Source organism: Tsuneonella sp. CC-YZS046 (assembly GCF_035581365.1).
GTDB lineage: Bacteria > Pseudomonadota > Alphaproteobacteria > Sphingomonadales > Sphingomonadaceae > JAWKXU01.
On record NZ_CP141590.1, the window covers coordinates 1,616,809 to 1,642,123 of the forward strand.

Below are 25,315 nucleotides of genomic sequence, written 5' to 3' on the forward strand. Positions count from 1 at the left end.
CGCCGGGGCAGGCTCGCAAGGACCGGCAAAGTCCCGCCGATCAGCCGGCGGTGGCCGGCGCCGCCAGCGAGAAGAAGGGAATCGCCACTTCCATCAGCGAGCCATCTTCCCGGCGGAAGGTGTAATGCCCTTCCATGCTGCCATGCGGCGTATTGAGCGGGCAGCCCGACACGTAATCATGCGACTTGCCCGGTTCCAGCACCGGCTGCTCGCCCACCACCCCTTCACCATCGACGTAATTGATGAGGCCCTGCCCGTCCGTGATCCGCCAGTGGCGCGAAATGAGCTGCACCGTGATGTCCGAATGGTTTTCGATCCGGATGTGATAGACCCAGAACCACTTCCCGGCGGCGACGTGGGATTGTTCGGGCATGAAGTTGACCGCCACGCGGACGGCGATGCCATCTGTGAAGGCTGCGTGCTGGAAAAGCTGTTCCATAGCGCGTCCAGCCTAATCCCAAACCATTCCTTGGCAAGGGGGGATAGCGAACGATTTCAAGGAAAGGCGGTGACAACCTGATCCGAAAGAGTGGTCTTGCTGGTGAACGACCAGACCACGCCCTCGGGATGATATTCCAGCGAAACCTCGGCATCCAGGCCGTGCCGGGGCACCCAGTCGATCAGTTGCGTGCCGAAACCCTTGCGCGTGGGCGCGGCCACCGGCGGCCCATCCCGCTCGCGCCATTCGATGCAAAGCGCCTTGCCGTCCTCCACATGCTTCCAGAGAATCGTGACCTTGCCGGCGGGCACGGACAGCGCGCCATGCTTGAGCGCATTGGTCGCCAGTTCGTGCAGGGCCATGCCGATGATCTCCGCCCCCCTGGGCTTGATCGAAATATCGGGGCCTTGCACTTCGATCCGGTCCGCCACTTCGCTGACAAAGGCAAGCTGGCGTTCGACCAGCTCGGTCAGCGGAACCTCGCCCCAGTTGCGATTGACGAGAATATCCTGATTGAGCGCAAGGCTGGCGACACGCCGCTCGAACTGGTCGATGAAGCTTTCCACCGTTCCATCGCCGGCGGATCGGCGGGCAATGGCCTGCACGGTCGCCAGCATGTTCTTGGCGCGATGGTTGACCTCAGCCAGCAGGAGCTTGATCTGCTCGGCCTGCTCACGCTGTTCGGTAATGTCGGTATTGGTGCCGAACCACTGGCTTATCGCACCCTGCTCGTCCCGGATCGGCTCCGCCCGGGAGAGGAACCAGCGATAATCGCCATCCCTGCTCCGCAGCGGGAATGTGTCTTCCCACAACTCGCCGGTTTCAAGGGAATGGCGAAAGCGCCGTTCCACCCGTTCGAGATGATCGGGATGATGCACCCCGCGCCAGCCCCAGCCGCGCATATCCTCGAAATTCGTGCCGGTATAATCGAACCAGCGCTGATTATACCAGACGATCTCCCCATCGGCCTGCGCGATCCATGCGAGCTGGGCGATATTGTTGGCCAGCAACTGGAACCGCTTCTCGCTCTCCTCCAGCCGCCAGATCGTGTTGAGATAGTGAGTCGCGTCCCGCGCGATCTTGCTGGCCCCGACGATTTCGCCATCGGCATTGCGAACAGGCGAAACCGTCACCGAGACATCGATAAGCGTGCCGTCCCTGTGCAACCGCTTGGTGAAAAATTGCCCGACCATCTCGCCGCAACGAATGCGGGCCAGGATCTCATCCTCTTCCCCTTGACGATCCGGGGGGAGCAGCCGGCGAATGGACTGGCCGACCATTTCCTCCGCCGAATAGCCGAAGATACGTTCGGCGGCGGGGTTCCAGCTGATGATTATGCCGTCGGTGTCCTTCGCGACGATCGCATCCTCGGAGGATTCGACCAGCGCGGCATAATGCTCCTCCCCTTTCATCCGAGCTGCACTCTCCTTGGCCGCCGCGCTGCGGTTCCCGGCATGGGCCGCGCGCCGCGTCAGCGATAATGATCCATGGTCCGTCCTCAACGCACCGCGCGGGTAAATTGTTTCACAGCCCGGCCTTTTTCAGCGCCTGGTCCATATCCTCGATCAGATCGTCGATGTCCTCCAGCCCCACATTGATGCGCAGCATTCCTTCCTCGACGCCCATCTCGGCCCGCCCTTCCGGCCCGACATTGTGATGGGTGGTGGATGCCGGGTGGCACATCAGGCTCTTGGAATCGCCGATATTGTTGGAGATGTCGATCAGCTCCAGCGCATCCAGCACCGCATGGGCCTGCGCCCTTCCGCCATCCAGGATGAAGCTGAAGATCGGCCCGCAGGCATCCATCTGCCTGGCGGCCAGATCGTGCTGCGGATGGCTCGGCAGGCCGGGATGCAGCATGCGCGGCACCCGCCCTTCGATGAATTGGCCCAGCTTGAGCGCATTTTCGCTCTGCCGCCGGGCGCGCAGTTCCAGCGTTTCCAGTCCCTTGAACACGATCCAGGCGTTGAAGGGCGAACAATTGGGGCCGGTATTGCGCTGGAACGGCAGCAGCACCTCGTTGATGAAGGCTTCGCTGCCGCACACCGCGCCCGCCAGCACCCTGCCCTGGCCGTCCATCAGCTTGGTGGCGGAATAGGCGACCACATCCGCGCCGAATTCGAGCGGCCGCTGCAGCACCGGGGTGCAGAAGGCATTGTCGACCACGCTGACGATGCCATGCGCTCTGGCCAGGCCGCAGACATATTCCATGTCGACCAGCTCCATCGTCGGATTGGCCGGGGTCTCGAAGAAGAACACCTTGGTGTTGGGCCGGATCGCGGCTTCCCACGCAGCATTGTCGGCACCGTCCACGATCGTCTTCTCGATACCGAAGCGCGGCAGCAGATTGTCCACGATCCAGCGGCAGGAACCGAACGCCGCGCGCGCCGACACGATATGATCCCCCGCCGAAAGCTGGCAGAGCAAGGCCGTGGTCATCGCCGCCATGCCGGTTGCCTGGGCGCGGCAGGCCTCCGCCCCTTCCATCAGCGCAATGCGTTCCTCCAGCATGGCCACGCTGGGGTTCTGCAGGCGGGAATAGGTCATTCCTTCCTGCTCGCCGGCGAAACGCGCGGCCACGGTCGCCGCATCGTCATAGGTATAGCCGGAGGTGAGGAACAGCGCTTCGCTGGTCTCCCCATGCTCCGAACGCCAGGTGCCGCCGCGCACCGCCCGAGTCGCGGGGCGCCATTTGCGGGTGATGGAACGGTCTGTGCCGGTGGTTTTCTTCATGGCCGCGCGTTTACGGGCGGCACGGCACGGGTGCAAGCGGCAAGCTTGCTTCCGGGCCGCGCGCGCAGTATCGGTCCCGCCCGATGAGCGCTGCGCCAGAGCATCCCCGCGATCCTGTCGGCTGGACGGCGGCCCTTTCCCTTGCGTTCCTTCTGCTGTGCCTGATCCGGCTCACCATCCCGTCGCATCTCTATTTCGACGAAATCCATTACGTGCCCGCTGCCCGCATCCTGCTGGAGCTTTCCGGCCCCGCGAACCCGGAGCACCCGATGCTGGGCAAGGAAATCATCGCCGCCGGGATCGCGCTGTTCGGAGACAAGCCGCTGGGCTGGCGCTTCTTCTCGCTGATCGCCGGGGCCATAACCCTTTTCGCCTTCATGCGGGCGATGTGGTTCACCACGCTTTCGCGCTTCGCCGCCATGGCGGGCGGGGTGCTGACCGTCAGCGCCTTCCCCCTCTTTATCCAGTCGCGCATCGCCATGCTCGACATCTTCATGGCGATGTTCCTGATGCTGGCGGTATGGCAGTGCGCGGCAGCCATGCGGCAACCACCAACGGCGCGCTGGCGGCTTGCCGTCACCGGCATCTTCCTCGGCTGCGCCCTGGCCTGCAAGTGGAACGCGGCGCCCGTGGCATTCCTGCTGGCTTTCGGATTCTTCATCATGCGGGTGGAGGACAAGGGAAGCAGCTTCCTCTTCACCCGGCACGGCCGCCCGATCCCCGGAATCAGCCTGCCGGAAGCGGCGCTCTGGCTGGGCGTGGTGCCGATCGCGGTCTATTTCGCGACCTTCGCCCCCATGCTGTTCTACCAGAACGAACGCATCCCCCTCAGCGGCTTGCTGCGCTTCCAGATGACCATGATGGAATTGCAGGAAAGCGTGAAGAAGCCGCATACCTATCAGAGTCAATGGCCGCAGTGGATCTTCAACTGGCGGCCGATCTGGTATCTTTACGATCAGGCGGACGGGGCGCAGCGCGGCGTCCTGCTGCTGGGCAATCCCTTCACGATGCTGGCGGGGCTGCCCGCCTTCGCATGGTGCGCTTTCGTGGGCGTGTTCCGGAAACGATGGGATGCCCTCGCCATCGCGCTGTTCTATGCGGTGTCCATCGGCTTCTGGATGATCGCGGCCAAGCCCATCCAGTTCTATTATCACTATATGGTGCCCAGCTTCTTCCTGATGGCGGCGCTGGCCCTGGCCTTGGACGAATTCTGGAAGAAGGGCAGGAAATGGTGGGCGCTCGGCGCACTGGCGCTATCGCTGGGCCTGTTCGCCTGGTTCTTCCCGATCCTTTCCGCCGCGCCGCTTCACGACGGGCAGAAGTCCTTCGAGACTTATACCTGGCTTCACAGCTGGCGCTAGGCGGCCACTCCGCACGACCCGCGATCAGGCAGCCGCAGCCTGTCCCTTCGGCCCCGCGAAATACCATACGATGAAGCCGAGCAGCGGGAAGACGATGATCCCGACAGTCCAGAGCAGCTTCGCGCCACCCGATGCGGAACTCTGCCACACGCTCAGCACGGCCCATATGTCGAGCACGAGCAGGATGATGCCGAAGATTTCCATGATCCTCACCCTTGTCTGGCCGGCCCGCCGACAATCGGCGCGGCCCCTGCACATTCAACCGGCGACCGGCCCGACGGTTCCGGATGCCCCGGATCAGGGCCTAGGGCCAGGACTTAGGAGTAGCGGCCCCAGACGAAGCGGCTGGACAGGGCGTAGTTCCAGACGGAACCGATCACGATCCCCGCCAGCGCCGCCGGATATTCATGGAAACCGAAGCGGACGAGCACCGCCGCCGCCCCGACATTGGCCAGCAGCCCGACCGAGCAGGTCAGCGCAAACTTGGCCCAGCCGCGCACCAGCGCGAGAAAGCCGGCAAGGCGCTTGTCGGCATAGGTCAGCGCGTTGTTGAGCAGAAAGTTGAAGGTCATCGCGACGAGCGCGGCGAGAGTCTGTCCGATCTCGAAGGCCGAAACGAGATGCCCCTTCAGCGATCCGCCGAATATCGAGAGATAGACGGACAGCACCGCCATATGCACAACGACCCCGGCCGCGCCGATGGTGCCGAACAGGGCGAAGCGCGTGGGAATGAAGCGGCCCAGCCACTTGTCGTAGAGTCCGACAAGAAATTCGAACACCACGGCGCGGTCAAGCTTGCTCTCGCCCTCGGCGCGGGCCGCGAAGGCCAGCGGAAATTCCTTGATCCGGAGCGGTGCATCCACCGTCGCCAATATGTCGAGCAGGATCTTGAACCCCACGCCGGACAGGCGATGCGCGTCGGCGCGCAGGGTCGCGGCGCGCAGCATGAAATAGCCGCTCATCGGATCGCTCAGTTCCATGCCCGTAACCTTGCGGGCAAGCCGGTTGGCGAGGCTGGAAGCCTTGACCCGATGGGGCCGGTTCCAGGCATCCGTGCTTGCGCCCTCGCAGAAGCGGGAGGCATATGCGAGATCGTATTCGCCGCTTTCGATCGCATCGAGCATCCCGGACAGCAGGGCCGGATCATGCTGATGGTCGGCGTCCATCACCGCGACCACGGGGGCCGCGGTGGCGCACATTCCCTCGATCGCGGCGGAAGCCAGCCCGCGCCGTCCGATCCGCTCGATCACCCGCAGCCGCGAATCCGCCAGCGCCAGCTTGCGCGCCTCGTCGGCGGTGCCATCCGGGCTGTGGTCGTCCACGATGATCGCTTCCCATTCGATCCCCTCGAGCGCCTCGCCAAGCCGCGCGACCAGCGAGGCAAGGTTGCTGCGCTCGTTATAGGTCGGGAGGATGATCGCGAGGCGCAGGGTCACGCGCGGTTTGGCTCCTAAAGCCTTGCGAGCACGGCGTCGCCAATCGCCGCGGTGCCGTCGCTGCCGCCCAGATCCCCGCCCCGCACGCCATCGGCCAATGCTCTGGAGACAGCCGCCTCGATCCGCACCGCTTCGGCCTCCCGCCCGAAGGAATGGCGCAGCATCATCGCCAGCGAAAGGATCATCGCCATGGGATTGGCCTTGCCCTGCCCGGCAATGTCCGGCGCGCTGCCGTGGATCGGTTCATACAGCCCTTTGGTGCCGTATTGGGTCTGTTGTGCCCCCAGTGAGGCGCTGGCGAGCAGGCCGATAGAACCCACGCACATGCTGGCCTGATCGGACAGGATGTCGCCGAACAGATTGCCCGTGACCACCACATCGAACTGGCCTGGCGCCTTGACCAGCTGCATCGCGGCATTGTCAACATACATGTGGGTCAGCTCCACATCGGGATATTCGGCGGATACTTCCACCACCACATCGCGCCAGAGCTGGCTCGTCTCCAGCACATTGGCCTTGTCCACGCTGCACAGGCGCTTCTTGCGGCCCTGCGCGGCACGGAAAGCGACATGGGCGATGCGGCGCACCTCATCCTCGGCATAGGCCATCATGTCCCAGCCCTGACGGCGGCCATCGTCCAGCGTGCGGATGCCCTTCTCGCCGAAATAGACATCGCCATTCAGCTCACGCACGATCAGCAGGTCGATCTGGCCCGCGATCTCCGGCTTCAGGCCAGACAGGTCTTCCAGCCCGCTGAACATGGTGGCCGGGCGGAGATTGGCGAACAGCTCCAGCTCGCGCCGCAGGCCGAGGATCGCCTGCTCCGGGCGCAGCGCCCGTTCCAGATTGTCGCAATCGGGATCGCCCACCGCCCCGAACAGCACGGCATCGGCCTGCTTCGCGGCCTCGAGTGTGGCAGGCGGCAACGGATGGCCATGCTGTTTGTAACCGGCCCCGCCGACATCGCATTGCGTGAGTTCCAGCCCCTCCAGACCGAGCGCATCGAGCACCCGCAGCGCCTCGCGCATGATCTCGGGGCCGATTCCATCACCCGGCAGGACTGCAATCTTCATGATTTTCCTCGTCTTTCAGCTAAACCGGAATACGCGCAAGGCGCGCGCGCAATCGCTCGCGCGCCGCCATAACGTCTCCACGGCGGTCGGCAAGGAGGTAGCGTTCGATCCGCCCGCCCATCCTGTCAAACGCAGCCAGCATTTCCTGCCAGTCTCCCGTAGGTTCCACCCGGCCCACGCCATAGCCAAGCTCGCGCAGCAGCAATGTTTCATAGGCCAGCATGCCGCCCGTCCAGCCCCGCGCCGAGGGCGCATGGCAAATCGCGGTAAGCAGGGCAACCAAGGCATCATGCAGCGCCGGATAGGCATGGCGTTCCGGCAGGGCGCAAGCCGTCAACGCACAGGCCCAGCCGATGGCGGCGGCGGGCAATGGCTCCGCCAGCCAGGGACCACGGCTTTCCACCAGTTCCAGCTTTGCGAAAGGCAGTTGGCTTTCGGACCGGGCGCGCAGGTCCAGATCCACCAGATTGCCCGGGATCACGACCGGCCGCAGGTTCCGCCCGCGCCCGCCCGCCACATAGCCGGCCACCAGCCCATGGTCCGCAGTCAGCAGCCGCGCAATCACAGCCGCTTCGCCATGCGGGCGAGAGGCGCAGAGAACGGCATGTCCGCGAATATGCATCGCCCCCATGTGGCCCGCCGAGAACTCGGGAGCAAGCGGGCAGTCGAACCGAAACGATACCCGCCATCCATCAGGGGAACGATTCGGATGAAGCGATAATGCTGATGCAGGCGATAGGGATCGAGCCGGCCCACGCGGCGAAGCGGCTACTTGCCCAGCCGGGCTTCCAATGCTTCGATCCGCGCCGCCAGCTTTTCGTTTTCTTCCCGGGCCTTGGCGGCCATATCCTTCACCGCGTCGAATTCCTCGCGGCTCACGAAATCGAGCCCGCCCATCGCCTCTTTGACGCGTTCCCGGGCTGAATCGCGCGCCTCGCGGGTCATGCCGACAAAGGTGCCCGCCGCGCTGTTCATCAGCTTGACGAAATCGGAAATGATGGGGTTCTCGCTCTGCATGAAGGCTATTTGGTGCGCGAACCGGGGCTTGTCCAGACCTTCCCTTACAACTCGATGCGCTGGACCGCGCCTGAAACCTCCGCCCCATCCGCTTGCGGATTCAATTGCAGGATCTGCCAGTTGAGCAGCGAAGCGAACAGGAGCCATGCGAGATAAGGCAGCAGCAGCGCGCCAGCGACCGGGCGGATACGCCAGAACAGCGCGATGGTGACGATCACTGCCACCACCAGCAGGACCGACAGCACCAGGGCCCCGGTTATCTGATGGGCTGCGAAGAAAACCGGGCTCCAGGCCAGATTGAGCGCGAGCTGCACCAGAAAGGCCGCGATCGCGAAGCTGCGCCCACGCGCCCCCCAGGCCGAGCAGATCAGGGCGAAGGCAAGTCCCATCATAATGTAGAGGATCGACCACACTATTCCGAATGTGGCGGGGGGCGGATAGGTCGCGGGTTTGACGAGCGACGCGAACCACGGATTGTCCGGCCCGCTCCCTGCCAGCTGTCCCGACAGAAAGCCTGCCAGAAGCACGGCTGGCACGAGCAGGAGCGCCCAGCGGACGAAACTCGCCCGCAACTGGCCGCGCGAAGCAAGAAGATTCATCGCGTATTCCCTATGATTCGGAAGTGATATTGACGGGCCAAGCCAGCGCTGGCAACGACGCGAAGCGCGATCCTTTCACTTTGCGCAAACAGCAGGCGCCCGACTATCCCCGGGATGCCGAAATCAGGAACTCGATATTTCCTTCGGGGCCGGTGATCGGGCTTTCCGCGATCCCCTGCACCTGCCAGCCCTCGCCTTCCAGCCAGCTTCGCACTTCCGCGCAAACCCGCTCATGCAATGCGGGATCGCGCACCACGCCGCCCTTGCCCACTTCGGCGCGCCCCACTTCGAACTGCGGCTTTATCAGCGCCACCAGCCGGCATTGCGTCGTAGCCAGTTTCAGCGGCACTTCCAATACCTTGCGCAAGGAAATGAAGCTTGCGTCGCAAACCACCCAATCGCACGGAGCATCGATCGATTCAGGGGTCAGAACCCGCGCGCTGGTCTGCTCCAGAACTGTTACGCGGCTGTCCTGCCGCAATTTCCAGGCGAGTTGGTTGGTGCCGGAATCGACCGCGAAAACGCGCTCTGCGCCGCGCGTCAGCAGCACATCGGTGAAGCCCCCGGTGGAACTGCCGATATCCATCGCGATTGCGCCCGCGGGATCGAGCGAAAAGACATCGAGCGCATGGGCCAGCTTGATTCCACCTCGCGACACCCAGGGATGATCGCGCCCGCGCACTTCCAGCGCCACATCTTCCTTCACCTGATGGCCCGGTTTCTCGATTTTCCTTTCGCCTGAAAAGACCAGCCCGGCCATGACCAGAGCCTGCGCGCGCGCGCGGCTTTCCGCCAAGCCACGGGCAACAAGCAATTGGTCGATCCGCATTTTTCCTGCCACGGAATAAGCCGATAACCCGATCATGCCTCTTGAGCCAGCCCCGCCTTCCGGCCATCTACATGCCATGAATTCATGGAACGTCCTTGCCGCCGCCCTTTCCGCAACTTGCCTGCTGGCCGTAAGCGGATGCACGGCCGTGCCCCCGGCAACGCCGCAACCTGCACCAGCGCCCGCGCCTGCTCCCACCTCCGCGCCGAGGCCCGCTCCAGCACCGGCGTCAACAAGCTGGATGGATGCGCCCCGCACTCCCGGGGACTGGTCCTATGCGGGCACAGCGGCGACATATGCCGCTCCGAATGGGCAAACCCTGTTTTCCGTGACATGCGACCGCGCTCGCGGGGTTGTTTCCCTGGCGCGGTCGGGCGGCAGCGGAACCCCGGCGCCGATGCGAATCATGACGGAAACGGCAACGCGCCTGCTCGATGCCCGTCCCACGGGCGCGCAATCGGCCGATCTGGCCACCAATCTTTCCGCCCGCGATTCTCTGCTCGACGCGATCGCGCTGAGCCGGGGCCGGTTCGCGGTCGAGGCGGCAGGGCTGCCCACTCTCTATCTGCCGAGTTGGGCCGAAGTCTCACGAGTCATCGAAGATTGCCGCTAATCCGCCGATTTCGCCCATCCAGGCGACATTATCGCAGAAATGAAAAGGCCGGTGGATAACCGGCCCGAAGCGCCAATTCTGACGACAAAAAAAATCAATGCAAGTCTTGTGTTGCAGCGCCGCATGAATCACATTGCACACAAGGTTGGCAAGCATGCCGCCTTAGCCGCAAAAAACGGCGACTTTGGCTCAACAGCGCGAAAGGAGGTGATCCGATGTCTCATGGTTCAGCAGGGAGGTCGGTTAGTTTCCGCGCGGAGCATTATCGTTAAGCATCCATCGTAGACGATAAAGGCTTCGTAAGCGGCGCTTCCGGCCGCTGACCATGCGAAGGGCGGTTTCGGTTCCTGCCGAAACCGCCCTTCTCATTTCGAGGATAAGCGGGGGGCGGTCCGGTTCCTGCCGAAACCGCCCTTCTCATTTCGAGGATAAGCGGGGGGCGGTCCGGTTCCTGCCGAAGCCGCCCTTCTCATTTCGAGGATAAGCGGGGGGCGGTCCGGTTCCTGCCGAAACCCTTCTCATTTCCAAGGATAGGCAGGAGCGACCTGCTTCTGCCCGACACCGCGCTCCTTATTCCGAAAGATGCGTTAAACGCATCCGGCGTTCGATCGCATCCCCGGCCGCGCAACCCAACCTGCCACTTGCGTAAATCCCGGCTTCGCCTTACGCGCGCCCCAGCAAGAGAGGTAAGACGCGCATGGCCGACAATCCCGGCATCTCGTTCGAACGGATTTCGCATCCGTCCCCCACTGACGCGGATTCCCGCGCGCAGGCGCTCACCAATCCCGGATTTGGAACTTTGTTTTCCGATCACATGGTATCGATCGACTGGGACGAGGCGCACGGCTGGCACAATGCCACTCTCGGGCCGCGCGTTCCGCTTACGCTCGATCCGGCTTGCGCTGTCCTGCATTACGCCCAGGAAATCTTCGAAGGCCTCAAGGCATACAAGCAGGAAGACGGCGGAATCGCCCTGTTCCGGCCGGAGGCAAATGCCGCCCGCTTCAATTCCTCGGCCCGCCGCCTGGCGATGCCGGAACTGCCGGAAGATGTTTTCGTCGAATCGGTTCGCCAATTGGTCAATATCGACCGGGAGTGGATTCCGCTTGTCGAAGGCGGATCGCTTTACCTGCGCCCCTTCATGTTCGCGAGCGAGGCCTTTCTCGGCGTTCGTCCCGCGAAGAAATACAAGTATCTCGTCATCGCCAGCCCGGCCGGCAATTATTTCAAGTCCGGCGCTCCGGCGGTTTCGATCTGGGTGAGCCGGGATTACACGCGCGCCGCGCGCGGCGGCACCGGCGCGGCCAAATGCGGCGGCAATTACGCCGCCAGCCTCGTTCCCCAGGCGGAAGCGATCCAGCGCGGTCACGATCAGGCCGTTTTCCTCGATGGCGCGGAAAACAAGTGGATCGAGGAACTGGGCGGCATGAACCTGTTCTTCGTATTCGATGACGGGCGGATGGTGACACCGCCGCTGACCGGCACCATCCTGCCCGGCATCACGCGCGACAGCCTGATTACTCTCGCGCGCGAGGAAGGGCTGGACGTGCATGAAGAACGCTACAGCCTCGAACAGTGGCGCGACGATGCCGGGAGCGGCAAGCTCGTGGAAACCTTCGCCTGCGGCACGGCCGCCGTGGTCACTCCGGTCGGCAAGGTGGCCGGCCATGACGGGGAATTCGTGATCGGCTCAGGCGGCCCCGGCCAGTTGACCCAGAAGCTGCGGCAGAAGCTCGTCGGCATCCAGCGCGGCACCGTGGAAGACCGGCACGGCTGGGTTACAAAGCTGCGCTGATATACAGGATGAACGCGCTGGCCCGGTTCCAGCCGTGCAGCTTGTTGACCACGAATTGTTCCGCCATGCGGTGAACGGTCCTGACCGGATTATGCGGCAGCACATGCAGCTTGCAGCGAGAAAATGCATGCAGATCGGCAGCCTTTCCGGCAAGCTTGCGAAAAGTGGTGGTTCGCGCATCCTGCTTCCTGCCCAGCCAGTCGCAGAAGCGATCGAACCTGCGCCGGACCAGCCAGTTCTGGATACCTTTCGAACGATCGAACAGTTCGAAGCTGTGCGACACGATCACGAATGAGGGCCAGCCGGCAGTTGCAGCGTGGCCGATCGCCCGCTTCAGCTCCCAGTTCGACAGGGCTGTGATCTGTGCATGGCGAAGCGATTTCCCAGCGCCCGCGATGGCTCCGATGGGAACTTCCGTGATTCCATGATGCTGGATCGGCGCGATCTGGTCAGATGGCAGCGAAATCCGGCAATCCGAATTGGCTATGCCTGGCGGGAAACTTGAATCATAGATCACGCCAAGCGAAGCCAAGGCCCGCAAGGTATCGTCATTGGCGCCATAATTCCCTGCCCGGAACGCAATGGGGCGCGGCGCGCCGGCTTCCATCAGCCGTTCGATCCCATAATCCAGCAGGGCGCACTGCTCTTCCAGCGTGAAATCCGCCATGTTCCGCCCCGTCCGCCCCACGGGGGCCTGGCGCCCGGCAAATTCAAGCCATTCGGTATGAATGTGCAATTGAACCCCGTGCCCGCGCTCGAGGATCGGATGAACGATCGCGTCCACCGCCTGTTGCCCCCAGATCAGGGCCGGCATTGGATCGACGAAAAAGACTCCCTTCAAGGCGTTCCGGTCGAACCGGTCCATCTGATAGAAGATCCCCGTATCCCCCTGCTTGCCGTGACAAGCGATGGAACGTGCGAAGTTGAACGCCTGATCCCGCCCCGGTCCCTGCTGAAACAAGCCGAGCGAATATTCCGTGTCGATCGTGATGAGGACAGGCAACATGCCCCGGCCTTGCCAAAGGCAACTTAAGATCGCGTTTATGCGTAAATCGCGCTTAGGCGGCCAGCAATCGCCTGGAGCGCGGATTTCCTTCGAGCAATTCGGCCAGGCCGCGCTCCTCACGCGTCAGCCATTTGGTCGACCGCGGCAGGACGAGGCCGGCTCTCCATTCATGCTGACGATCAAGCAGATCCAGCACCGCCGGATGCACATAGCTCTTGCGCGCGACGGCAGGGGTATTGCCCAGATTGTCGGCCACATGCTGCAGCAGGGCGGCCATGGTCAGATGCTCGGAACTCGCCGCAAGCAGCCCGAATGCAAGGACGCTGGCGTGCCAGGTGCGAAAATCCTTGGCGGTGAAATTGTCGTTCATCGTTTCGCGCAGATAATCGTTCACATCGCTCGAACCGACCTGATGGCGGATGCCCGCCTCGTCGATATATTGAAACAGATGCTGGCCGGGCAGATCCTGCATGCGCTTCACCAGCCGGACAAGATTGCGGTCGGTCAGTTTCACTTCCCGCTCCTGCCCCGATTTTCCGCGATACCGCAGGCGCAGCGTATTGCCGCTTACCGCGGCGTGCCGCCTTCGCAACGTGGTTGCGCCGAAGCTCCGGTTGCTGCGCGCATAGGCTTCATTGCCGATCCTCAGGAAGCCGGTATCGAGCAGGCGGATCACGCTGGCGACCGCCTCGTTCCTGCCCGTGCGATGGCTCGTCAGATCGGCTTGGACCCGCTTGCGGACAAGGGGCAGCAGCTTGCCGAAAGCGAGGCATCCATCGAACTTGCAGCTCTCCCGCCACACCCGAAACTCGGGATGGTAACGATATTGCTTGCGTCCGCGCGCATCCATGCCCGTGGCGAGGATGTGGCCATTGGGAGCCGGGCAGAACCACGCATCCCGATAGGCCGGGGGCAGAGCCACGGAGTTGAGCCGCCGGATCTCATCGCGATCCCTGATGAGCTGCCGTTCCGGATCGTAATAGGCCCAGCCTCTGCCCGAACGCCGCCTCGTGATGCCCGGCAGACTGTCGTCGACATGTATGAGTTTAGGGGCGTCGGGCGGCATGACCTGCGAACGCATGATCCGCCCTTGCGGTTCCGTCGCATCGTCCCCATCCTTGATCCTGTTGCAGAGCAGGAGAAAATCGAATGACGGATGGCGGCTGGATTCCTCCCAAGGTCTGGACATGGGATACGCAGAGCGGGGGACGCTTCGCCAACATCAATCGCCCGATAGCCGGCCCCACGCATGACAAGGCGCTTCCGGTCGGCAAGCATCCCCTGCAGCTTTACTCGCTAGGGACACCCAACGGCCAGAAAGTGACCATCCTGCTGGAAGAGCTGCTCGAGCTTGGCCACGGCGGCGCGGAATACGATGCCTGGCTGATCCAGATCGGCAAGGGCGACCAGTTCGGCTCCGGCTTTGTCGAGATCAATCCGAACAGCAAGATTCCGGCGCTATCGGACCATAGCGGGCCAACGCCGGTGCCGGTGTTCGAATCCGGCGCGATACTGATCTATCTTGCGGAAAAATTCGGGGCTTTCCTGCCCACGGCCCCGGCGGAACGCGCCCGGTGCCTGTCCTGGTTGATGTGGCAGATGGGCAGCGCCCCTTTCATCGGCGGCGGCTTCGGCCACTTCTACGCCTATGCTCCGGAAAAGCTCGAATACCCCATCAATCGCTATTCGATGGAAACGAAACGCCTGTTCGACGTCGCCAATCGGCGCCTCGCCGAAAGCCGCTATCTGGCCGGCGACGACTACACTATCGCGGATATGGCGGCCTATCCCTGGCTGCGGGTGCTGCAATCCGGCGAAGCCTATGACAACGCCGCCGCCTTCCTGTCGCTCAACGAATATACGCATGTGGCGCGCTGGGTCGGCGAGATCGACGCGCGGCCCGGGGCACGGCGGGGCAGGATGGTGAACCGCACCAGCGGCAAGCCGGAAGAGCAATTGCACGAACGGCATGATGCCAGCGATTTCGCCTTGCGCACCCAGGACAAGCTGGAGCCGGCGGGCGAACAGAATTAACGCGCGCGCCCCCTTCCCTTCCCGCTTTGCCCCGCTATAGAGGCGCGCGAAGCACTGGGGCGTCGCCAAGTGGTAAGGCACCGGTTTTTGGTACCGGCATTCGCAGGTTCGAATCCTGCCGCCCCAGCCAGTCTTCGGCGCTGGAGCGCGGACCTAGCTCCGGGGAACCGCTTCCTCCGCCTGCCTGGGCGAGAGGATAAGGACATTGTTCTCCACCCGCCAGCCACCGAGGCGCGACAGGACATTCATCCCCATCACATTTACCTTGCCCAGGTTGGGCGCGATCACCGCATCGATCCGCCTTGCCTCGATATTGCCGAACTTCAGCAGATCGATGGTGGTAAGATCGGCCGAGATGGGACCGTTGGCCGTGGTGAGCGTGATCGGTATCGCGCCGGGCCGAGGTTCCAGGCCCGCCTGCCGCGCGGTATCGCCGGAGATCGCGGTCAGCGTCGCCCCGGTGTCCACCATGAATCTGGCAGGACGGCCATCGACCCGCGCATCTATCCAGAAGTGGCCGTCCGGCGCGAGCGGTATCCGGGTCTCCTCGCCGACGACCTCCTGCCGGGGCAGGCCAATCTGGGGCAGAACCATGTCGAAGCGTGAGTCGAACCGGGCGATCTGAACCACGACCAGCACCAATATCCCCATCAGGCTGAGCGTGCTGGCGGCGCGCAAAAGCCGCCCCAGGCGCGGCACGTGGCGGATCAGGACCGATCCCGCCACGCCCGCGAGCATCGCCGCCGCTGCCGCCAGCAGCAGGCCTGATCGAGGCAGAGCGCGAAGCCATTCGGCCGGATCGGAAAACGGTAGAAATTCCATTGCGGCCCTGCATAGCAGCCCTCGCCTTTCCACGCGATGAGCGGCGCGCCGTCAGGGTGCGTTGCGCGGACGCGTCGCCTCCGCCAGGAGCAGGGAAAAGCGCTTCTCACTATCCGTCCACCGCCCGATCGGGGTCCAGCCCCCTGCCAGCAGGAGCGTCATCTGGCTGCGGCGATCGAATTTATGGCTGTTTTCCGTGTGGATCGTCTCGCCCTTGCGCATCGCGAAGCTGCGCCCCGAAACCTGGAACACAATATCGCGCACCGCTTCCAGATGCATCTCGATCCGCGCATATTCATCGTTCCACAAGGCGACATGCCGCAAGGCATCGACCGGAATGGTGCCATCAAGCTCGCGGTTGATGCGATGGGCCAGATTGCGGTTGAATGCGGCGGTCACGCCTGCGGCATCGTCATAGGCGGCTTCCAGCACCGACACATCCTTGATCAGATCCATGCCGATCAGCAGCATCGCATCGCCGCCCAGCGTTGCCCGCATGGACCGCAGCAGATCGACCGAGGTTCGCGCCACCATATTCCCGATGGTGGAACCCGGAAAGAAGCCCAACTTGAGCAAATCGGCCACAACCGCCGGCAAGATCACCGGCTTCATGAAGTCCGCCTCGACCGGAACGACCGGCATATCTGGAAATTCCCGGGCAAGATCGGCGGCGGCCGCGCGCAGGAAATCTCCTGAGATGTCGAGCGGCACATAGGCGGCCGGATCGATCGCACGCAAAAGCAGCGGCGTCTTGACCGAACTGCCCGATCCGAACTCGACCACGGCCCGCCCTGTCCCGATCAGCTCGGCAAACTCCCGCGAGCGCGCCTGAAGTATCTCCGTCTCGGCCTGGGTCGGATAATATTCCGGCAACCGCGTGATTTTCTCGAACAGTTCGGAACCGCGCGCATCGTAGAACCATCGCGCAGGCACCGCCTTCTGCTGCTGCAACAGCCCTTCCAGGACATCAGCGCGAAAGGCGCGATCCACTCCGCCTTCGTCACGTTCGACCAGTGCGATACAGGCTTCGGCGGCCATGCGTTACAAATCCTTGGCCAGGCGCAGGCCGGTAAATTGCCAGCGTTGATGGGGGTAGAAAAAGTTGCGGTAGCTCGCGCGCGAATGGCCGCGTACCGTGGCGCAGCTCGCACCGCGAAGCGCGAATTGGCCCGACATGAACTTGCCGTTGTATTCGCCCACTGCCCCCCTTGCCGCACGGAATCGCGGAAAAGGCAGGTAGGTGGAGCGGGTCCACTGCCAGCAATCTCCGAAATATCCACCGCCACCTGCAGGCATGGGCGGGGCAGCGCGATCCAGCTGATTGCCTTCCCTGGGGTCACCGCCCTGCGCCAGCGCCTCCCACTCGAATTCGGTCGGCAGCCGTGCCCCCGCCCAGGCGGCAAACGCATCGGCTTCATAATAGGAGATATGGGTTGCCGGAGCATGGGGATCACGCTCGCGCCAGCCGGAATGGGTGAACTGACGGTCCTCGCGCCAATAGAGCGGCGCGGATATGCCTTCGCGGCATACCCACGCCCAGCCATCCGACAGCCAATGGCGAGGTTCGCAATACCCCCCATCCGCGATGAAAGCCTCCCATTCGCAATTGGTGACCAGGCTTCGCGCCAGTCCGAAAGGTTCCAGCAACACCCGGTGGCGCGGCCCTTCATTATCGAAAGCGAACTCCGTTCCGGCATGGCCGATCATCGCCATCCCGCCCGGATATTCGTCCCACCCGCCGTCGGGCGCCGGCGCGGGAGCGGTTGTGTGGGCTGGCCACATCGCAGGTCCGAGCGGGTTCTGGAACAGCGCATGCTTGATGTCGGCGAGCAGCAGTTCCTGATGCTGCTGTTCATGCGCGATGCCAAGCGCAACCAGCCCGGCATGGGCCGGATCACCCAAGAGCGGTTCCATCGCGGCATCGACATGGGCCCGGTAGGCCAGCACTTCGTCCAGCGAGGGGCGGGACAGCAATCCACGGGAACAGCGGGCAATCCGTTCCCCTTCCGCCTCGTAATAGGAATTGAACAGGAACGGCCATTCCGCATCGAACAGGCGATAATCCCGCAACCCGTCCCGCAGCAGGAATGTCTCGAAAAACCAGGTCGTATGGGCAAGATGCCATTTCGCCGGTGATGCATCCTCCATCGACTGGATGGTGGCATCCGCATCGCTGAGCCGGGCGATCAGGTCCAGACTGAGCGAGCGCGTGGCGAGGAAACGGCCGGCCAGCGAGCGATGACCGCTGCCATTCTCCTGGCGGTCCGCCTCGGCCATAAAATTCTCCCAGCAATACTCCAATGTCGATCCGCGCTTTGGCGGACGATCATTACAAGCGTGATGATGCTGGGATTACGCAGCGCGATTGGGAACGTTCCCTTTCCCAAGGGCAAAACCTTGGGCGGAAATGAAAAATGCCGGAGCGCGCAAGGGCACGTCCGGCATTCTCCTTTATCCGAAGGAAATCAGGCTGCGTGAGCCGGGCGCTGCGCCGCCTCGAGATTGAGCATTTCCGCAAGCAGGAAGGCGAGTTCCAGCGACTGCGCCGCGTTCAGACGCGGATCGCAATGCGTATGATAGCGGTCGCCCAGCGCATCATCGGTGATGGCCACGGCGCCGCCCACGCATTCCGTCACGTCCTGCCCGGTCATTTCGATATGGATGCCGCCGGCGTGGGTGCCTTCGGCGCGGTGAACGGCGAAGAAGCCCTTCACCTCGGTCAGGATGCGGTCGAACGGACGGGTCTTGTAGCCGCTGTCCGACTTGATCACATTGCCATGCATCGGATCGCACGACCACACCACCGGATGGCCTTCGCGCTGAACGGCGCGCACCAGGCGCGGCAAGCCGGCCTCGACCTTGTCGTGTCCGAAGCGGGAGATAAGCGTCATGCGGCCCGGAATGCGGCCCGGATTCAGCGTATCGAGCATCCGCAGCAGCGCATCCGGCTCCAGCGAAGGGCCGCACTTCATGCCGATGGGATTATCCACCCCGCGAAGGAACTCGACATGGGCCGAGCCGTCGAACCGGGTGCGATCGCCGATCCACAGCATATGGGCGCTGGTGTCATACCAGTCGCCCGTCAGGGAATCCTGCCGGGTCAGCGCCTGCTCATACTGCAGCAGCAAGGCTTCATGGCTGGTATAGAAGCTGGTGCCCTGCAGTTGCGGAACGCTTCCGGGATCGATGCCGCAAGCGGCCATGAAGTCCAGCGCCTCGCCGATCCGGTCCGCAATGTCGGAGAACCGGCCCGCCCAGGGACTGCGGCCCATGAAATCGAGCGTCCACTGATGGACCTGGCGCAGATTGGCATAACCGCCGGTGGCGAAAGCCCTCAGCAGGTTGAGCGTCGCCGCCGCCTGGCTGTAGGCGCGGATCATGCGCTGCGGATCGTTGACGCGCGCGCCTTCGTCGAACTCGATCCCGTTGATGATGTCGCCCAGATAGCTCGGCAATTCCGTGCTTCCCTGGGTTTCCGTGGGGGCGGAGCGCGGCTTGGCGAACTGGCCCGCCATGCGGCCCACCTTGACGACAGGCTGCTTGCTGGCGAATGTCAGCACCACCGCCATCTGCAGCAGCACGCGGAACGTATCGCGGATATTGTTGGGATGGAACTCGGCGAAGCTTTCCGCGCAATCGCCGCCTTGCAGCAGGAAGCCGCGACCGGCGCATACTTCGGCCAGTTCGGCCTGCAGCGCGCGCGCTTCACCGGCGAAGACGAGCGGAGGGTAGCTCGAAAGAGTATTCTCCGCGGCTTCCAGCGCCGCCGCATCGATATAGCTCGGCAAGTGCTTGGCTTCGAAAGCCTTCCACCCGTCCGGAGTCCAATTCTGTGCCACTTCCAATCTCCTAGGCTTCCCTACAGCCTGCTGAAACGGGCTCGGGCGCAAGCCCACTTCCTCTTCGATCACCCGGACATGGTGCCCCAACGCGCGATTTGGAAGGGGAATGGCCAGGGCCGGTCCACATTCGTGGAGCTTCAAGGTTGCGGCCCATAGCTGGCTCGGCCGCAGATTGCCAATGCGGAAATGCGTTCAGTGTAATCGCGGCATTGCAGTGGACACCGCCGCCATCATCGGCCGGCTGAGGCGGCGGCGCCGTTTTCCTGCGGCAATACCGCCACCCGCCATCCATCGCGGCTGGCCAGATAGCGCTTGGCAAGCGCCTGCATGGCTTCCGGCGTGGTCTGGGTATAGTCGGACAGGAGGCTGCGCATCGCCGCCACCCGGCGCGGATCGAAGCTGGCCCCTTCCAGATTGTACATCCAGAAGCCGTTGCCGGTGGAGGCACGGCTGACCAATTGGCGCAACGGCTCGGTGATCCGGGCCAGCTCGTCCTCGCTGGGCGGGGTAGCAGCCAGATCTTCCGCGATCCTTTCCGCCGCTTCGAAGAAGGCGGGCACGGCTTCGGGCTCGAGCTGGGCCATCGCGATGATCTTGCCGCCCTTCGCCAGATCGACCGGCCAGTCATTGCTGACCCGCGGAGCATAGCTGGCCCCGGCATGTTCGCGCATCGCATCGAACAGGCGATTGTTGAACAGCTGGGTCAGGATTTCGAGCTGGCGCGATTCACGCAGATTTTCCGCGCCTCCACCACTCGGCCAGGCGATTGCCGCCGCCGCCTGATTGGCGTCGCCGCGATGATGGAGCACTTGCGGCTGCGCATTGGGCACCGGAAATGCCGGAAGGCGCGATTGGGCCTGGGGCGGGATCGGCCGGCGCGGGGCAAGCGCGCCGAATGTCCTTTCCAGCGCGGCAATCGTCTTGTCACGATTGAAGTCGCCGAAAATCATGACCTCGACCGGCCCCTGCTTCAGCAACGGCTCCCACACCTTGCGGAAACCTTCCGGGGTGGTCTTGTCCAGCATGGCCGGGGTCGGCGTGGCAAAGCGCGCGTCGCGATCCGACAACAGCCAATCGAGATCGCGCTGCAGGACGCCGGCCGGGGACGTCGCATAGCTTTCATATTGCAGCTTGGCCGCGGCCCTGGCGCGCAGCACCGGATTGGCGTCCCATCGCGGAAGCGCGAGCTTGGCCGCGAAGAGATAAAGCTGATCGTCGAGGTCGGCGGCGCGGGTTTCAGCGGTAAAGGTGAAAACCGCCGGATCGATGCCGAACTCGAAGCCCATCTTGCGGCCGGTGGAAATATTGTCCAGCTCATCCTGGCCGAGCGGGCCGACACCGGAGCCGACCAGCGCCATCTGGCCGAGCGTGACATAGGGTGCGTCCTCCGTGGAAAAGGCGCGATAGCCCGACCCGAAGCGGACCTTGACATTGACGCGCCCCGGTTCGGCATCGTTCGCCCAGATCAGCGCGCGCGCGCCATTGGCGAATTCCAGCTGCTCGATGCCGAGCAGGCCGGTGGGCGTGGCGGAAACGAGCTTGCCCGGCTTGCCGACGGGCGGCAGCTCCTTGAAGGAGACGGGATCGGCCTTGGCCCGAATGGAACCGTCCGCCATCACGGGCGCCAGCATGGCCGCCTGAAGCGCCTGCGCATCCGCCGCCGAACCGCCCGGCTCGACCATCAGGGTCCGGATGACGGCTCCGCTGAACAGCGCCCGGGTATGGTCCCGGATGGCCTCAGGCGTGAAGCGCGCCCGCATGTCGCGGAACACTTCCAGCACGGTTTCCGGCGTCGCCACCGCTTCGCGGATGTCGACCGCCTGAACCACGTCGTCCGCCAGTTGCGCCCCGGCCATCACCGCGCGCTCTTCCACGCGGCTGGCGAAAGCGACATCGAGTTCAGCCACTTCGCGGGCGATTTCCGCCTCGCTCGGCGGCGCGGCCACGGCATCGGCGATCACCGCGCGGACATCCTTGAGCGCTGCTTGCCAATTGCCATCAAGCGGGGTGATCGAAACAAAGGTTCCATCCGCGGAACGGCTGACATCATCCTGCGAAACCTGGGCGAACAGATAGCTGCCCCCTGCTCGGGCGCGCGCTTCCAGCCGCCGGTTGATGATAGCCTGCGCCACCGCATCCAGCATCAGGCCGCGATTGTATTCCAGATTGTCCAGCACCTGCTCATAGGGCCGCAGCACGGCGTAATTGATCATAGGCGGCAGGTCAGGCTCCACCAGGACCTGCGCCTCGCCCACCGGATTGGCGGGATCGCTGCCCTGGGGCGTCTCGGGCTTGCCGAAATCGGGAGCCGGAACGAGGGCGCCCTTGCCGCGCCAATCGCTGAACCATTTCTCGATCTGAGTGGCCAGCATCGCCGGCTCGGCGTCACCCACAACAACGATCACGACATTCTCAGGGCGATACCAGCGCGCATGGAAAGCCCGCACCGCATCCTGCGTGGCGCCGCGCAGCGTCTCATCGGTACCGATCGGGTTGCGCTCCGCCAGTGGCTGGCCCGCAAAGAACAGCTTGCGGGTGGCTTCGGAAACGCGCTGGCTGGCTCCGCCGCGCTCGCGCTTCTCGGCCAGCACGATCGGCACTTCGGTGTTGATGTTGGCCTGGGTCAGGGCAGGCTCGCGCACCATGCCCGACAGCAGGCGGAAACTTTCCTCGAGCGAGGCGGCGGTCGAATTGGGAAGGTCAAGCTTGTAAACCGTCTGCGTAGGCGTCGTTTCGGCATTGGTGTCGCTGCCGAATGTCGCCCCTAGCCTCTGCCATGTCGGAATAGCCTGCCCTTCCGCCAGATATTTCGACTGGCGGAACAGCAAATGCTCCAGCAGGTGAGCGAAGCCCTGCTCGCTGCGCGTCTCATAGAGAGAGCCGGCATCGACCCGGATACGGATCGAAATCTGCCCGGGGGGCACGTTGTTGCGCCGCACCGCATAGCGCAACCCGTTGTCCAGGGCGCCGAACACCCATTCCGGATCGCGCGGAATGTCGGTCCCGCTATAGATCCACGGATCGTCCTGCTGGATGGATCGGGGCGCCTGTTCGGCTGCCACCGGACTGGACACCGTCGCGACGGCAAGCAGCAGGACGGCGAACGGCCGGGCGATCTTGGAAAACAGGTTCATGAACATCGCTATAGATAGTCAAGGGATGAAGGACCAGTGAACGATAGCCCCATTCTTGCCGCCCTCACCCGCCGACGCGCCTTGACCATGCGCCCGGTGCGCCTACATGCAGCATCATGTATATAGAAACCGAAACCACGCCCAATCCCGCGACGCTGAAATTCCTGCCGGGCCGGCAGGTCATGCCAGCCGGCACGCGCGAATTCACCTCGCCGGAAGCCGCCGAAAGCTCGCCGCTGGCAGGCGCCCTCTTCGACACGGGCGAAATCACGGGCGTGTTCTTCGGGTCGGATTTCATCTCCGTCACCGCCGCGCCCGGCGTGGACTGGGGGCAGCTCAAGCCGCAGGTCGTTTCTGTCCTGCTCGACCATTTCGTCAGCCAGGCTCCGCTTTTCACAGGCGGGGACGCAGCCGGAATTTCCGTGCCGCTGGATGAGGACATGATCGGCGACGATCCTGAACATGCGGAGATCGTCACCCAGATTCACGACCTGCTGGAAAGCCGGATCCGGCCGGCGGTGGCCGGCGACGGCGGCGACATCCAGTATCGCGGCTTTCGCGAGGGAGTGGTCTATCTCTCCATGCAAGGCGCCTGCTCCGGCTGCCCTTCGTCCACCGCTACATTGAAGAACGGGATAGAAGCGCTGCTCAAGCACTATATTCCCGAAGTGACTGAAGTGCGCGCCGCATAAAATCACATAAATCACCCAGAAAAAAGAGGAAAGCTCCGCATGACCGATAAATCGCCCCTGCCGGATGCGGCGCTGGACCAGCTTTTTCGCTCGGCGCGCACCTATAACGGCTATCTCGACAAGCCGGTGCGCGAAGAAACGCTGCACGCAATCTGGGATCTCATGAAGATGGGGCCGACTTCCGCCAATCAGCTGCCCGCGCGGCTGGTCTGGTGCGCCACGCCGGACGCGAAGCAACGGCTTTCCCGGCTTTGTTCCGGCACCAATGTCGACAAGGTGCTCAAGGCCCCGGTCACTGTGATTATCGGCATGGACATCGATTTCCACGAGAACCTGCCCTGGCTGTTCCCCCATGCCGACATGAAGCCGATCTTCGAGAACAACCTGGAGTTGCGTGAAGTATCCGCAATGCGCAATTCAACGCTTCAGGGCGCCTATTTCATCATGGCGGCCCGCGCGCTGGGCCTCGATACCGGCCCCATGTCGGGTTTCGACAATGATGGCGTCGACAAGGAATTCTTTGGCGACACGCCCAATATCAAGAGCAATTTCGTCTCCACGCTGGGATATGGCGACGACGCCACGATCTTTCCGCGCAGCCCTCGTCCGGATTTCGGCACATTCAATAGCGTGATCTGATTTCCGGCGCTTGCGGTGCATACCCTCGCGATAGATTGCGCCACGGAAAGCTGCTCCGTCGCCTTGCTGGAAGGCGATACCGTGATCGCCGGCGAATGCCGGATGCTGGGCCGCGGCCATGCCGAACACCTGATCCCGATGATTTCCGCACTGCCGGGCCAGGGACGCGCCGACCGGATCGCCGTCTCCCTTGGCCCGGGAAGTTTCACCGGCGTGCGGATCGGGCTGGCGGCGGCACGGGCGCTGGCGCTGGCCTGGAAAGTTCCGGCCCTGGGTTTTCCGACGCTTGCCCTGGTGGCGGCGATAGCGCGCGAACGAGCGGGCGCGCAGGCGGTCAGCGTTGCGATGACGGGCGGCCACGGCGAATGGTTCGTCCAGGATTTCAACGCGGGCGGGCAGCCCGTTTCCGCGCTGGCGTCCCTCAAGCCCGATGATGCCGCAAAGGCGGCACGATCGCCGCTGGTCGCCGGCAGCCAGGCCGAAGCGCTCGTCAAGGCGCGCGGCTCGGGCAAGGCGCTGGCAATATGGCCGGATGCCCGATATTTTGCGCTACTGTCCGAAAGCCTCCTGCAACCTGCCGACAGCCCAGTTTACGGGCGCGGGCCGGATGCGCGTATTCCTTCCAGCCAATCGTGAAATCAACCGCATGATCTTCGACCCGCTCGCTGAAGAAATGATCGATAACATCATGGGCGTCATGCAGGACGCCTTCGACCCGGCCTTCGGCGAAGCCTGGACCCGGCCGCAGCTGAGGGGTTCGCTGATGCTGGACAATTGTCATTGCGGCATTCTCGATGAGGCCGGCCAGCCGCCCCGGCGCGGTTCCGGCGCGGCAGGCTTCTGCCTGTCCCGCAATGCCTATGACGAGGAGGAACTGCTTCTGCTTGCCGTTCGCCCGGCAGCGAGGCGGCGCGGCATCGCCACCAAACTGCTGGAAGATCTTGCGGGCGGCGCGCTTGAAAGAGGTGTTCGGCGCATCTTCCTGGAAATGCGCGAAGGAAACCCGGCGGAAATGCTTTACACGGCGTGGGGTTTTTCAGCCGTCGGCAGGCGTCCGAATTATTACCGTGGAGAAAACGGTCAGCGGATCGACGCGATTACCTTCGAAAAGATTCTGCAAGGCTGATCGGACTAAATATTTTCGCCTTCGATCTATTGCCGAAGCATTTTATGCTTGAAAATATGATAAGTCCGATGCATGGCGCGACTCGCGATTTCCGAGCCATCCATAAAACTATAATATTAAGCCAA

At 63.5% G+C, this 25,315-nt stretch carries 25 protein-coding genes and 1 tRNA gene; 9 read left to right on the top strand and 17 right to left on the bottom strand.

The features are described from left to right. Nucleotides 1–40 precede the first annotated feature (40 nt). The 3 genes from apaG to metZ all read right to left on the bottom strand — a co-directional run bounded on the left by apaG (nt 41) and on the right by metZ (nt 3,172). Nucleotides 41–439, bottom strand: coding sequence for a Co2+/Mg2+ efflux protein ApaG (apaG, locus tag U8326_RS07980; protein ID WP_324743445.1), 399 nt, complete (start codon nt 437–439; stop codon nt 41–43). Between the two features lie 56 nt (nt 440–495). Further along, the gene (locus U8326_RS07985; RefSeq protein ID WP_324743446.1) at nt 496–1,851 is read right to left on the bottom strand and encodes a PAS domain S-box protein; all 1,356 of its coding nucleotides are present in this window, start codon (nt 1,849–1,851) and stop codon (nt 496–498) included. A gap of 112 nt (nt 1,852–1,963) precedes the next feature. Next, entirely contained in the window at nt 1,964–3,172 is a 1,209-nt protein-coding gene (gene metZ, locus U8326_RS07990; protein WP_324743448.1) for an O-succinylhomoserine sulfhydrylase, read from the bottom strand. 83 nt (nt 3,173–3,255) lie between these two features. Between metZ and U8326_RS07995 the strand changes: the two genes are divergently transcribed. Continuing rightward, nucleotides 3,256–4,533 (top strand): phospholipid carrier-dependent glycosyltransferase, encoded by a 1,278-nt coding sequence (locus tag U8326_RS07995; protein ID WP_324743449.1) that lies wholly within the window; start codon nt 3,256–3,258, stop codon nt 4,531–4,533. Nucleotides 4,534–4,557: 24 nt separating this feature from the next. Here the strand turns inward: U8326_RS07995 and U8326_RS08000 are convergent, their stop codons facing one another. From U8326_RS08000 to U8326_RS08030, 7 genes are all read right to left on the bottom strand, one after another. After that, on the bottom strand, nt 4,558–4,737 hold the full coding sequence (locus U8326_RS08000; RefSeq protein WP_324743450.1) for a PLD nuclease N-terminal domain-containing protein: 180 nt from the start codon (nt 4,735–4,737) through the stop codon (nt 4,558–4,560). A 113-nt stretch (nt 4,738–4,850) separates the two neighbouring features. After that, a complete protein-coding gene (locus U8326_RS08005) occupies nt 4,851–5,969 on the bottom strand; it encodes a glycosyltransferase family 2 protein (RefSeq protein WP_324743452.1) in 1,119 nt (372 codons plus the stop codon). A 14-nt stretch (nt 5,970–5,983) separates the two neighbouring features. After that, nucleotides 5,984–7,042 (bottom strand): 3-isopropylmalate dehydrogenase, encoded by a 1,059-nt coding sequence (gene leuB / locus U8326_RS08010; RefSeq protein ID WP_324743453.1) that lies wholly within the window; start codon nt 7,040–7,042, stop codon nt 5,984–5,986. A gap of 19 nt (nt 7,043–7,061) precedes the next feature. Then, nucleotides 7,062–7,664 carry a DNA repair protein RecO gene (recO, locus tag U8326_RS08015; RefSeq protein ID WP_324743454.1) on the bottom strand — a complete coding sequence of 201 codons (603 nt, stop codon included), beginning with the start codon at nt 7,662–7,664 and terminating at the stop codon, nt 7,062–7,064. Between the two features lie 146 nt (nt 7,665–7,810). Next, nucleotides 7,811–8,059: an accessory factor UbiK family protein gene (locus tag U8326_RS08020; protein ID WP_324743456.1), complete on the bottom strand. Its 249-nt coding sequence runs from the start codon at nt 8,057–8,059 to the stop codon at nt 7,811–7,813. Between the two features lie 44 nt (nt 8,060–8,103). Further along, nucleotides 8,104–8,658: a TspO/MBR family protein gene (locus tag U8326_RS08025; protein ID WP_324743457.1), complete on the bottom strand. Its 555-nt coding sequence runs from the start codon at nt 8,656–8,658 to the stop codon at nt 8,104–8,106. A 103-nt stretch (nt 8,659–8,761) separates the two neighbouring features. Continuing rightward, a complete protein-coding gene (locus tag U8326_RS08030) occupies nt 8,762–9,487 on the bottom strand; it encodes a TlyA family RNA methyltransferase (protein ID WP_324743556.1) in 726 nt (241 codons plus the stop codon). 397 nt (nt 9,488–9,884) lie between these two features. Between U8326_RS08030 and U8326_RS08035 the strand changes: the two genes are divergently transcribed. Together U8326_RS08035 and U8326_RS08040 are read left to right on the top strand one after the other, a co-directional pair. Next, the gene (locus U8326_RS08035; protein ID WP_324743459.1) at nt 9,885–10,100 is read left to right on the top strand and encodes a hypothetical protein; all 216 of its coding nucleotides are present in this window, start codon (nt 9,885–9,887) and stop codon (nt 10,098–10,100) included. Nucleotides 10,101–10,797: 697 nt separating this feature from the next. Continuing rightward, the gene (locus U8326_RS08040; protein WP_324743460.1) at nt 10,798–11,895 is read left to right on the top strand and encodes a branched-chain amino acid aminotransferase; all 1,098 of its coding nucleotides are present in this window, start codon (nt 10,798–10,800) and stop codon (nt 11,893–11,895) included. Here the strand turns inward: U8326_RS08040 and U8326_RS08045 are convergent. Together U8326_RS08045 and U8326_RS08050 are read right to left on the bottom strand one after the other, a co-directional pair. After that, nucleotides 11,879–12,901 (bottom strand): hypothetical protein, encoded by a 1,023-nt coding sequence (locus tag U8326_RS08045; protein WP_324743461.1) that lies wholly within the window; start codon nt 12,899–12,901, stop codon nt 11,879–11,881. The genes U8326_RS08040 and U8326_RS08045 overlap by 17 nt on opposite strands. 52 nt (nt 12,902–12,953) lie before the next feature. After that, the gene (locus U8326_RS08050; RefSeq protein ID WP_324743557.1) at nt 12,954–13,967 is read right to left on the bottom strand and encodes a DNA topoisomerase IB; all 1,014 of its coding nucleotides are present in this window, start codon (nt 13,965–13,967) and stop codon (nt 12,954–12,956) included. A gap of 83 nt (nt 13,968–14,050) precedes the next feature. Here U8326_RS08050 and yghU point away from each other — a divergent pair, with 83 nt between their 5' ends. Beyond that, nucleotides 14,051–14,935, top strand: coding sequence for a glutathione-dependent disulfide-bond oxidoreductase (gene yghU / locus U8326_RS08055; protein WP_324743462.1), 885 nt, complete (start codon nt 14,051–14,053; stop codon nt 14,933–14,935). 55 nt (nt 14,936–14,990) lie between these two features. Beyond that, a tRNA-Gln gene (locus U8326_RS08060) sits at nt 14,991–15,065 on the top strand. A 23-nt stretch (nt 15,066–15,088) separates the two neighbouring features. On the opposite strand, the gene U8326_RS08065 is transcribed toward U8326_RS08060, so the two are convergent. The 5 genes from U8326_RS08065 to U8326_RS08085 all read right to left on the bottom strand — a co-directional run bounded on the left by U8326_RS08065 (nt 15,089) and on the right by U8326_RS08085 (nt 22,733). Beyond that, on the bottom strand, nt 15,089–15,757 hold the full coding sequence (locus tag U8326_RS08065; protein ID WP_324743463.1) for a retropepsin-like aspartic protease family protein: 669 nt from the start codon (nt 15,755–15,757) through the stop codon (nt 15,089–15,091). Between the two features lie 51 nt (nt 15,758–15,808). Continuing rightward, nucleotides 15,809–16,795 (bottom strand): L-histidine N(alpha)-methyltransferase, encoded by a 987-nt coding sequence (gene egtD, locus U8326_RS08070; RefSeq protein ID WP_324743464.1) that lies wholly within the window; start codon nt 16,793–16,795, stop codon nt 15,809–15,811. 3 nt (nt 16,796–16,798) lie between these two features. Continuing rightward, nucleotides 16,799–18,034 carry an ergothioneine biosynthesis protein EgtB gene (gene egtB, locus U8326_RS08075; protein ID WP_324743465.1) on the bottom strand — a complete coding sequence of 412 codons (1,236 nt, stop codon included), beginning with the start codon at nt 18,032–18,034 and terminating at the stop codon, nt 16,799–16,801. A gap of 188 nt (nt 18,035–18,222) precedes the next feature. Next, nucleotides 18,223–19,596, bottom strand: coding sequence for a class II 3-deoxy-7-phosphoheptulonate synthase (locus U8326_RS08080; protein ID WP_324743466.1), 1,374 nt, complete (start codon nt 19,594–19,596; stop codon nt 18,223–18,225). Nucleotides 19,597–19,829: 233 nt separating this feature from the next. Next, complete coding sequence (locus tag U8326_RS08085; protein WP_324743467.1) at nt 19,830–22,733, bottom strand: insulinase family protein; 2,904 nt, start codon at nt 22,731–22,733, stop codon at nt 19,830–19,832. A 116-nt stretch (nt 22,734–22,849) separates the two neighbouring features. On the opposite strand from U8326_RS08085, the gene U8326_RS08090 reads away from it, so the two are divergent. Genes U8326_RS08090 through U8326_RS08105 form a run of 4 tightly spaced genes read left to right on the top strand, consistent with a single transcriptional unit; the run spans nt 22,850 to nt 25,190 of the window. Next, the gene (locus U8326_RS08090; protein ID WP_324743468.1) at nt 22,850–23,425 is read left to right on the top strand and encodes a NifU family protein; all 576 of its coding nucleotides are present in this window, start codon (nt 22,850–22,852) and stop codon (nt 23,423–23,425) included. A gap of 39 nt (nt 23,426–23,464) precedes the next feature. Then, a complete protein-coding gene (locus U8326_RS08095) occupies nt 23,465–24,064 on the top strand; it encodes a malonic semialdehyde reductase (RefSeq protein ID WP_324743469.1) in 600 nt (199 codons plus the stop codon). 15 nt (nt 24,065–24,079) lie between these two features. Further along, entirely contained in the window at nt 24,080–24,700 is a 621-nt protein-coding gene (gene tsaB / locus U8326_RS08100) for a tRNA (adenosine(37)-N6)-threonylcarbamoyltransferase complex dimerization subunit type 1 TsaB (RefSeq protein ID WP_324743470.1), read from the top strand. After that, nucleotides 24,672–25,190, top strand: coding sequence for a GNAT family N-acetyltransferase (locus U8326_RS08105; protein ID WP_324743471.1), 519 nt, complete (start codon nt 24,672–24,674; stop codon nt 25,188–25,190). The genes tsaB and U8326_RS08105 overlap by 29 nt, the downstream gene beginning before the upstream one ends. The last annotated feature ends 125 nt before the right edge of the window (nt 25,191–25,315 follow it).

What these genes read in the sequence shown, in the direction of transcription:
- metZ (WP_324743448.1), bottom strand. Translation starts at nt 3,172, where the DNA reads ATGAAGAAAACCACCGGCACAGACCGTTCCATCACCCGCAAATGGCGC.
- U8326_RS08065 (WP_324743463.1), bottom strand. Translation starts at nt 15,757, where the DNA reads ATGGAATTTCTACCGTTTTCCGATCCGGCCGAATGGCTTCGCGCTCTG.
- U8326_RS08105 (WP_324743471.1), top strand. Translation starts at nt 24,672, where the DNA reads ATGCGCGTATTCCTTCCAGCCAATCGTGAAATCAACCGCATGATCTTC.
- recO (WP_324743454.1), bottom strand. Translation starts at nt 7,664, where the DNA reads ATGCATATTCGCGGACATGCCGTTCTCTGCGCCTCTCGCCCGCATGGC.
- U8326_RS08000 (WP_324743450.1), bottom strand. Translation starts at nt 4,737, where the DNA reads ATGGAAATCTTCGGCATCATCCTGCTCGTGCTCGACATATGGGCCGTG.
- U8326_RS07995 (WP_324743449.1), top strand. Translation starts at nt 3,256, where the DNA reads ATGAGCGCTGCGCCAGAGCATCCCCGCGATCCTGTCGGCTGGACGGCG.
- U8326_RS08085 (WP_324743467.1), bottom strand. Translation starts at nt 22,733, where the DNA reads ATGAACCTGTTTTCCAAGATCGCCCGGCCGTTCGCCGTCCTGCTGCTT.
- U8326_RS08090 (WP_324743468.1), top strand. Translation starts at nt 22,850, where the DNA reads ATGTATATAGAAACCGAAACCACGCCCAATCCCGCGACGCTGAAATTC.
- U8326_RS08025 (WP_324743457.1), bottom strand. Translation starts at nt 8,658, where the DNA reads ATGAATCTTCTTGCTTCGCGCGGCCAGTTGCGGGCGAGTTTCGTCCGC.
- U8326_RS08045 (WP_324743461.1), bottom strand. Translation starts at nt 12,901, where the DNA reads ATGTTGCCTGTCCTCATCACGATCGACACGGAATATTCGCTCGGCTTG.
- U8326_RS08035 (WP_324743459.1), top strand. Translation starts at nt 9,885, where the DNA reads ATGCGAATCATGACGGAAACGGCAACGCGCCTGCTCGATGCCCGTCCC.
- egtD (WP_324743464.1), bottom strand. Translation starts at nt 16,795, where the DNA reads ATGGCCGCCGAAGCCTGTATCGCACTGGTCGAACGTGACGAAGGCGGA.
- U8326_RS08030 (WP_324743556.1), bottom strand. Translation starts at nt 9,487, where the DNA reads ATGCGGATCGACCAATTGCTTGTTGCCCGTGGCTTGGCGGAAAGCCGC.
- U8326_RS08050 (WP_324743557.1), bottom strand. Translation starts at nt 13,967, where the DNA reads ATGCCGCCCGACGCCCCTAAACTCATACATGTCGACGACAGTCTGCCG.
- apaG (WP_324743445.1), bottom strand. Translation starts at nt 439, where the DNA reads ATGGAACAGCTTTTCCAGCACGCAGCCTTCACAGATGGCATCGCCGTC.
- U8326_RS08020 (WP_324743456.1), bottom strand. Translation starts at nt 8,059, where the DNA reads ATGCAGAGCGAGAACCCCATCATTTCCGATTTCGTCAAGCTGATGAAC.
- U8326_RS07985 (WP_324743446.1), bottom strand. Translation starts at nt 1,851, where the DNA reads ATGAAAGGGGAGGAGCATTATGCCGCGCTGGTCGAATCCTCCGAGGAT.
- leuB (WP_324743453.1), bottom strand. Translation starts at nt 7,042, where the DNA reads ATGAAGATTGCAGTCCTGCCGGGTGATGGAATCGGCCCCGAGATCATG.
- U8326_RS08040 (WP_324743460.1), top strand. Translation starts at nt 10,798, where the DNA reads ATGGCCGACAATCCCGGCATCTCGTTCGAACGGATTTCGCATCCGTCC.
- yghU (WP_324743462.1), top strand. Translation starts at nt 14,051, where the DNA reads ATGACGGATGGCGGCTGGATTCCTCCCAAGGTCTGGACATGGGATACG.
- U8326_RS08095 (WP_324743469.1), top strand. Translation starts at nt 23,465, where the DNA reads ATGACCGATAAATCGCCCCTGCCGGATGCGGCGCTGGACCAGCTTTTT.
- egtB (WP_324743465.1), bottom strand. Translation starts at nt 18,034, where the DNA reads ATGGCCGAGGCGGACCGCCAGGAGAATGGCAGCGGTCATCGCTCGCTG.